The sequence below is a fragment of the Streptococcus sp. SM3 genome (assembly GCF_027497875.1).
The window spans coordinates 1-7669 of record NZ_JAJNSA010000114.1 but is presented as its reverse complement, the minus strand read 5'-3'; the positions used below and the strand labels follow the sequence as shown (position 1 = coordinate 7669).

Genomic DNA, 7669 nt, shown 5'->3' with positions numbered 1-7669 from the left:
ACCCCATGCTTTTCAGCAACATCTTTGATGAAGATAAAGAGCAGGCGCCCCGTCGCTTCTGCATCGTAGTTGGCCATGTGGTGGTGCTCCAAGCCTACTCCAAAGCGCTTGGTTAATGGCCCCAAGCCATGCCGTTTAAAATCTGGATAGAGGTTACGGGCAAATTCCAGCGTATCAATTACCGGCTGGGTGATCTTGGGAAGGCCATGACGCTCATAGTTGGCATTCATGAAGCCCACGTCAAAGGTGGCATTATGGGCTACAAGAACGGTTCCCTCACAGAAGGCCTGAAACTCCTTCAAGACCTGCACCAAGGGCTTAGCCCCCCGAACATGCTCATTGGTGATCCCTGTCAATTGGGTCGTAAAGGCCGACAGAGGATGGCCCGGATCGATAAACTCGTCAAACTCCTCAATGACATTGCCCTTGTACATCTTAGAAGCAGCGACCTGGATCAAGTCATTGTAGATGGCTGAAAGTCCCGTCGTTTCCACGTCAAAGACCACATAAGTTGCTTCATTGAGGTCCAGATCCACCTCGTTATAGGTGATGGGCACCTTGTCCTCTACGATATTGGCTTCCATCCCATAGATCAGCTGGATCCCAGCCTTCTTGGCTGCTTTAAAGCCATGTGGGAAGCTCTGCACATTGCCATGGTCAGTGATGGCCACCGCCTTGTGGCCCCACTCAGCTGCCTTGGCAACCAGCTCTTCGACTTCCGGCAGGGCATCCATCGTCGACATATTGGTATGGGCGTGGAATTCCACCCGGCGCTCACCTTCTGGCATCAGGTCCTTGCGGGCATAATGCACGACTTCCTGGATGTCTTGGACATTCATGGTCAAGTCGCGCGTGAAATTGTTCATTTCGATATTTCCCCGCACCCGTAGCCAGCTGTTCTTCTTGATCATGTCAAACTTCTGGGCTTCTTCCTCATTTTTCACCCATTTCTGAAGGGAAAAACTCGAGCTATAGTCGGTCATCTTAAAGCTGATCAAGACCCGACCGGTCCGCGTCACCTTGTGCTCCACGTCAAAGACCACACCCTCAAAGACAATCCGGTTCTCTTCTGTTGTGATCTCGATCATCGGAGTGATCTCAGCCTTGTCTAGCTTGGGCTTAGCCACTGCCTTCTTAGCCTTGAAATCAAAGACCGGCTTTTCTTCAACCGCGGGTGGCGGAGCCATCTGGGCCAAGGATTCCATGGCCCGCAAGGTCTCTTCATTGGCCGCTTGGAAGATCTTTTCATTTTCCTGCTCAAAGCGCGCTACTTCTTGCTCTGTCAACTCTTCATCAGACTCCACTCGACAGGTGAAATGCGGAAAACCAAAGGCTTCCAACTGCTTGGCAAGATTGGGCAAATGGTTCTTACGGAAATGCTCTGTATCGACCGAAGAAGGCCCTGAGATGATCAACTCCTGCCCTTCTGCGCGCACCTGCAAGTCTTGGTAGAGCCCCTTAAATCCTTGACTCGCGCAAGGCCCTTCCTCAAAGACCTCACGATAGTAGGCCTGCAATAAATCATCAGAAAAGTCCTGATTGGCCACTTGAATGGTAAAAGTCGCCTGGTTTCCCGTCTTTGAAAATTCGTCCTTCAAGCGCTGACGCAATTCCTTAAACAAAGCAATCGGTAAGACTTCCGCAAAAGCAAAGCGGAACTCCCAGACCCTACTGACCTTATGCACCACGACTTCTTGAATCTCCGCATGCAAAAAGGCACTGGAAGATCGCATCTCCAGCGGCATATCCAGCTGATCCATTAAAATTTCAAAGGTGTTGGACATTGTTTCTCCCTTGATCTTGATTCTTTTGCTCGCTTTTGAGTGGCCCGACTCTAAGCAAAAACAGACCATTCAAAAACATTCGTAACCCTTATTTTATCACAATTTAAGGATTAATTCGAGGGAGAAGTGAAGACAAAAAAATCACCGATATGACGGTGATTTCTCTTCGTCATTTATTCAGTTAGGACTGCTCCATCATTTATACTTCATTCCCATGGTGATGGACACAACTGCTAAAATAGGCAATAAAATTAACATTCAGATTCCAATCCACATTTCCCGCTTATAAGATTTGTCTAGTCCACTATAGCGTTCAACGTATGATTCTTTTGGACAGGCTGGATTATACCAGACCGTCATGGTCGAGCCCAGTGGAAAAGCATCTTGAAAAAGATTGCCCTTTGAGACTGTAGAATTGGTGTAGATGGTTATCCTTTGTCCCATCAAATCGATATCGCTAGCCGCTTGATTCGTTTTCCAAGGAAGTGTTGCCCGCACCACCCAATAATATTTCAGGCTATTTCGATAGGTCTGACTACCCACTCTATATTCGACAATTGGAGCATCTACAATTTGTGCCCTCTTATAGCCAACTACCACTCCCTCAACGCTCTTTGACGAGAGGGTCTTAATCCTAACTTCTCTTCTATAAAAATATCCAAAAAAGAGTACTTCAAATAAAGGAAATCCAATAACAGCTGCAGCAATGACTAGAAGTATTCTGATATCGGGCATCCCCATCACCTACTTCATCATAATATCTGTGATGCTCAAACTCATCTTCGTTTCATCTGATATCTTCTCTACGATCGAGCTTTGTTCACTCGTCAAAGGAAGCAATAAGAGAGTCGCTGATTGGGTCGGTAACTTAGGGTTGTTCGATAGACTATACTGGACTACTTGATCTTGGTAAACAGATTGGCCATCATAACTCCAGCTAATTTTAAAAGTTGCATCACGATCAATATTCGTTGTCGTTTTGTTGACCAACATAAATACTGCATACTCCTGTTGCTCTACAGTATAGGTGTTCCCTGTATAATATACAGTGACATCCCCTTGATCACCAACTTCCGGATGCTCCTTAACTAATTTTTTACCCAGTTCCATCAAATCCGATGTCTTTCCTTCAAATTGAGGTGCCACTACAAATTTCAAGCCCTTTTCCTCTTTAGCAGACGAGGAGGCTTTTGAGGTTTGCTCTGTTTTGCTTGCAGTTGACTCCTTGGCCTCTTTTTTCGACTGAGCACAGGCTGTTAAAACAAGCACACTCGCCAGTAATAGTAGCATCTTTTTCATGGAACATTTCCCTTCTTTTATGATTGAGTTAGATTCAAAAAACATTTTCTACTATCATACCGAAAATTAATTTGAAGAGCAAGTTCGTCACTAGGTGGAGAGAGTTGAGGGATGAAAAAAGAGAGAACCAGGTGGTTCTCTCTAAAATCTTTTTCGCTTCTCTTCTTTTTCAGCTAAAGCATTAAAGAGTTTAGCTCGTTACTTTCTTAAAAAAATGTGCTATGCAGGGAAATCGTTGAATTGTGAATTTATATGTTCTACCATTTTACGACGGTGGAAACGATCTGAAGAATTTTTCCCATTAGAAACAAAGTGATCCTGTCTTTGAGACCTTGTACCAAAAGGTATTTCTTTTATTCCGCCATCAATCATTCCTTCTAACTCTTTATCCGATTTTTTAAATGCATCTGCTATTTTATCCAAAAATGTATTAAGACCTTCAACTACAATAACAAGATCTTTTGCACTATTTCCAACAGCTTTTAAAGCGGTATCTAACTCATGAGCTGACTCATCCTCTAATATACCAACCGAAAAACTATCGCTCCCATTTCCCGCATAATTCTCTAAATAAACTTGAACTGACTGAATTTCTTCCGATTTAATTAACTTTTTCGACATTTTTTCTCCTTCTATAAGTGATCTCGATGTTTTTCGTACCACTCCCTGTATTCTTTATACGTGTTGATCGGAGTTTGCTCATTTGTCTTTGGATCTGTTGCAATAACATCTAATTTATCCTGACCAACTGGCGCAAACCAATGGCGCATATCTTGGAAAATAGCTTCCGGATCATTGTAGTCTCCTTGTCTAACTACAATAAAGGCTAATCCTCCAATCCTCTTAAAATATTCAGGATATTCTTTAATAAAATTTAGCTGAACGTCTTTTCTTACTTTAAAATTCTTTCTGTAAGATAAATCATAATAGCTTATAAAACCGTACTCATTAGCTATATCAGCTAGATTGGTATAAGAAAATGAAAAAGGGCGCCATTTATATTCTGTCTTATCTTCAGGAAGTGCCCGTGTGATCTTCTCACTTTCTAAATCTAAAGCAACTTCTTTTTTATCTTTATCGTTCTCCTTATTTACCAAAGAAAGAACCATATAATCTCTACCATTATCCGAATATCCTCCTCTTGCCTGAAAGTCCAGTTTGTATCTCTGATCATAGGTTTGTAAAAGCTCGACCACGTTAATCGTTTTCGGTGGATTCTTCAAATGATTAAGATCATAGACATCAAATGATAATCCAACCGGTTGATTAGATCCGCTACCAATAAACTTATCTGTAGTTGCAACATAATAATTGGATAAAACAAAAGATCCATTAGCTCCACTCGTCTCATAATAAACATAGCGATTCTGAGATCCAAAAGTTTCGATTCTTTCTACCTTTGTTTTAACAATCTGTACTTCATGGTCTTCCTTCCACTGAACATATTTAGGCCAGACATAGGAATAAGCAGAGTAGGCAAAGAGAGCTAACAAAATCAAACTCACAATCACCTTAGTCCGAAAGCTGAGGGCCTTTAGGTATTTCATTAGATAAAAATCCTCCTTCTGATATATTTTGATAAACATTCAAATAATCACTAACTAGTTGCTCACGCGTATATTTCCTATTTTGAGTATCTCGTAGCATTTTATTATTGCTAAGTTCATTAAGACCCTCCCAAACTTTGGTAGCTCCAACTTTATCAACTGTTTTATCTCCTTTTCCTAGTAAATAATTTTTTACATCTTCAGTAAAAGGACCATTATTTGTAGGCATTCCCATTACAGCGTTTTGCGATTTATTCATAGCTTCCAAAGCGTCCATAGGGCTTTGTCCTTCCATCAATGCTTTATGAAATGCTGGGGCTTTTAGCCCTGATCTATCCATATCATGAATCTGTAAAGCTGCCTGAAGATCATATTGAGGTGTGAAACTGGTGGATTTATATTCATAATTCTCACCAACTGTATGGTAAACCGAACGTCCTCCAATATCAAATAATTTATTTTTTACACCTTTTTCACTTTCATCTATCTTCTTCACTAGTTCATTGGAAGTTTCAAAATATTTACTTACAGCATGAAGTGCATCCAAAGTCACACCTGCTGGTTTAGCCATTTTCCCAGAAAAATAATCTTTATTATTTCTGGCGGCATCAACATAATCGGATGCTTCATCCTTATATGTAAAGATATCTGAAAGTACTGTTATTCCCATTGCAGCCATTGGCCCATAAGGACCTGCTGCGGCAGAAGCACTCATCTTCATAACATTTGACAAAAACTCCAGTCCAGCCTTATTTCGTCTCTCATTTAGTTGACGTAATCTTTCTGTATATTGATCTCCACTAACTGAAAATTCTTTGTCATAACTATTTACATTTACCTGTCCATCACTTCCAACCTGATGTCGTATCAATTTAAAAGTGAGTCCTTCAGTAGTGAGTTCAAGAGATTTCGTATCTATAACATTTGCTATCACTGATTCTCCCATTGATTGAGGAATTTTATTTGTTCCTAGTTGGTAAACATTCATTCCTTCAAATAACCCCGTCAAAGAGTTTGCTAAGAACAGTTTGTGACGTATATTAGCCAACTCAGGCTCAGATTTCAATAATTCCTCTTTATACTTCTCGTAATCCTTAACAGATCCATTTAAAGGAAACTCTGGCTTACTATCAAATGCTTGTGCAATAAGTGATAAGCCATATCTATCTCCTCCTTTAATTAATTTTTCTGTGTAGGTCGCTACGTCTGATGAATTCTGTGCCTGTAGAGCATCTAAAAACGTTTTTAAGTTTGAGAAATCAGTCTTACCTTCTTGAATGCGTTCTACTTCCTCATACAGGAAACTATATGCAATTGTCATCATATTTTCGCTAACATGTGTCGCATTTACTTCTCCAAGATTCTTATAGGGATTAGGAGAATATAAAGCTTCAACAATTTTACCATCTCCTGCGTCACTGATTGCATCAATAGCTTTCAATTGCTCTACTGTCGTAATCCGCTTTTCAGCAATAGCTTTAACTACTGCACTTGGATCCAACTCTCCTAGATATCGGGCATGATTTAACGCTGCTTGAATAGCCTCTAAATTTGCCTTAACTGTTTTTAAACCATCTAAAAATTGAACAAAATACCCTTGAATAATTTCGTCAGTCTGTACTCGAGTACTACCAGACTGTTCCAATTCTTTAGCAGCATCTTGACATTCAGACAGTACAGAAATTTTCGCTTGGCTTAATATTGTTGCAGCTGTAGCAAAATAGGAATCTAATTTTTTCTGAATAGCTTCTATCTTATTTTTTTGTTCTACTATTAGTTTATTTTTTACACCTTCTGCACCTTCACCTCCGTCCTTCGACCAAACTTCCTTTTCAAATCCCAGACCGTTAAGTAAAGCTTCATAATTCACCATAACAGAACCAAAATCATCGAGGTAAGAAGGATAATCATTGAATACCACCTTTTGAATTTGATTTAACTTATTAACAAACTCAGCAATAGCTACTCCTTCATTTCCTGATACTTTTAATTCGAATTTTTTATATGCATTAGCTATACCTGACTCATATTTTTTTGCGACTTCCTTCATGTTTTTCCCTAACAAAGCAAGTTGAGTCATATCATTAACAGTAATAGTTGACATTAGTTCCCCTTATTTCTCAAAAAATCATAATAACATGGCTGCCTCGGATTGCAACTCTCGGTATTTTGCATTTAATTCCTCAATTATTGTGGATCTTTTATTATTAAAAACCGATTCAATATTCTTCAGAATGTTTTCTTCATCTTCCGTCAAGGTTTGATATTTTTTACCCGCTAAATGGTAGCTCGCCTTAATATTCTCATCACTAACTAAAACATAATCAACTTTCGTTGTAACTCCATTTAATCCAGCAATGACTTTCTCAATTTGGGACATCTTAGATCGAATATAGGCTAATTTAGCTTCCTTTCCCTCGGTATCCATTATTAATACATATCCCATAATTCGTCCCCCTTCTATTTCATTAATACTTTCACTTTTCTTACAAATCCATCTTCTACATAGTAGTTCACCTGACTATCAAGTGGTTCTTCACGGACTGGTCGATTGATAACATTTAGGACACTTTGGTCTGTAATCCGCATAGCCACGATCGCTTGTTTATAGAGTTTGATAGATTTTGATACTTCGTCAATTTTTCGATTCAACTGACTACCACTCATAGCTAATGTAGCATAGCCTGCACGCGCTCCTTTTTCAAGCACATAGTTCAGACTAGATTGAAGATCCATACTTAGATCATTCATAAGTTCTAGTTGATTGTATAGTACAATCGTTGCTTCATGTTGTGATTTCTGCTGTTCCAATCTCAATTGGATATTTTCTTCCATTTTCTTGATTCCAGCTACATAATCCTCCTTCGTAGAAAGAATCGTCACACCTTCCATCTCTGGCAGTTCATTGTAGGCTGGCGCCAACACAATCACCTTCTGCTTGCTACGAGCAATTTGTTTGACGAATTGTGTCATCTGTTCTTCCTTGTCTGTCAGATATAGAAGATTCCCTTTCTTGAGATCCCACGTCACTGGCTCAAC

General features: G+C 39.9%; 7 protein-coding genes and 1 pseudogene. All 8 read right to left on the bottom strand.

Going from position 1 to position 7669, the window contains the following annotated elements:
- A partial coding sequence (locus PAN06_RS12180) for an exonuclease domain-containing protein (protein ID WP_269796443.1) occupies positions 1–1784 on the bottom strand: 1784 nt, incomplete at its 3' end.
- A gap of 258 nt (positions 1785–2042) precedes the next feature.
- Complete coding sequence (locus PAN06_RS12175; protein WP_269796442.1) at positions 2043–2519, bottom strand: DUF3592 domain-containing protein; 477 nt, start codon at positions 2517–2519, stop codon at positions 2043–2045.
- A gap of 9 nt (positions 2520–2528) precedes the next feature.
- Positions 2529–3083 (bottom strand): hypothetical protein, encoded by a 555-nt coding sequence (locus PAN06_RS12170; protein WP_269796441.1) that lies wholly within the window; start codon positions 3081–3083, stop codon positions 2529–2531.
- 219 nt (positions 3084–3302) lie between these two features.
- Entirely contained in the window at positions 3303–3704 is a 402-nt protein-coding gene (locus PAN06_RS12165; RefSeq protein ID WP_269796440.1) for a hypothetical protein, read from the bottom strand.
- 11 nt (positions 3705–3715) lie between these two features.
- Positions 3716–4630 carry a hypothetical protein gene (locus PAN06_RS12160; RefSeq protein WP_269796439.1) on the bottom strand — a complete coding sequence of 305 codons (915 nt, stop codon included), beginning with the start codon at positions 4628–4630 and terminating at the stop codon, positions 3716–3718.
- Positions 4596–6734, bottom strand: coding sequence for a hypothetical protein (locus PAN06_RS12155; RefSeq protein WP_269796438.1), 2139 nt, complete (start codon positions 6732–6734; stop codon positions 4596–4598). Before PAN06_RS12155 ends, PAN06_RS12160 begins: the two co-directional genes overlap by 35 nt.
- A gap of 24 nt (positions 6735–6758) precedes the next feature.
- A complete protein-coding gene (locus PAN06_RS12150) occupies positions 6759–7076 on the bottom strand; it encodes a hypothetical protein (protein ID WP_031576567.1) in 318 nt (105 codons plus the stop codon).
- A 14-nt stretch (positions 7077–7090) separates the two neighbouring features.
- Positions 7091–7669: pseudogene (locus tag PAN06_RS12145) on the bottom strand (type VII secretion protein EssC); the annotation flags it as partial.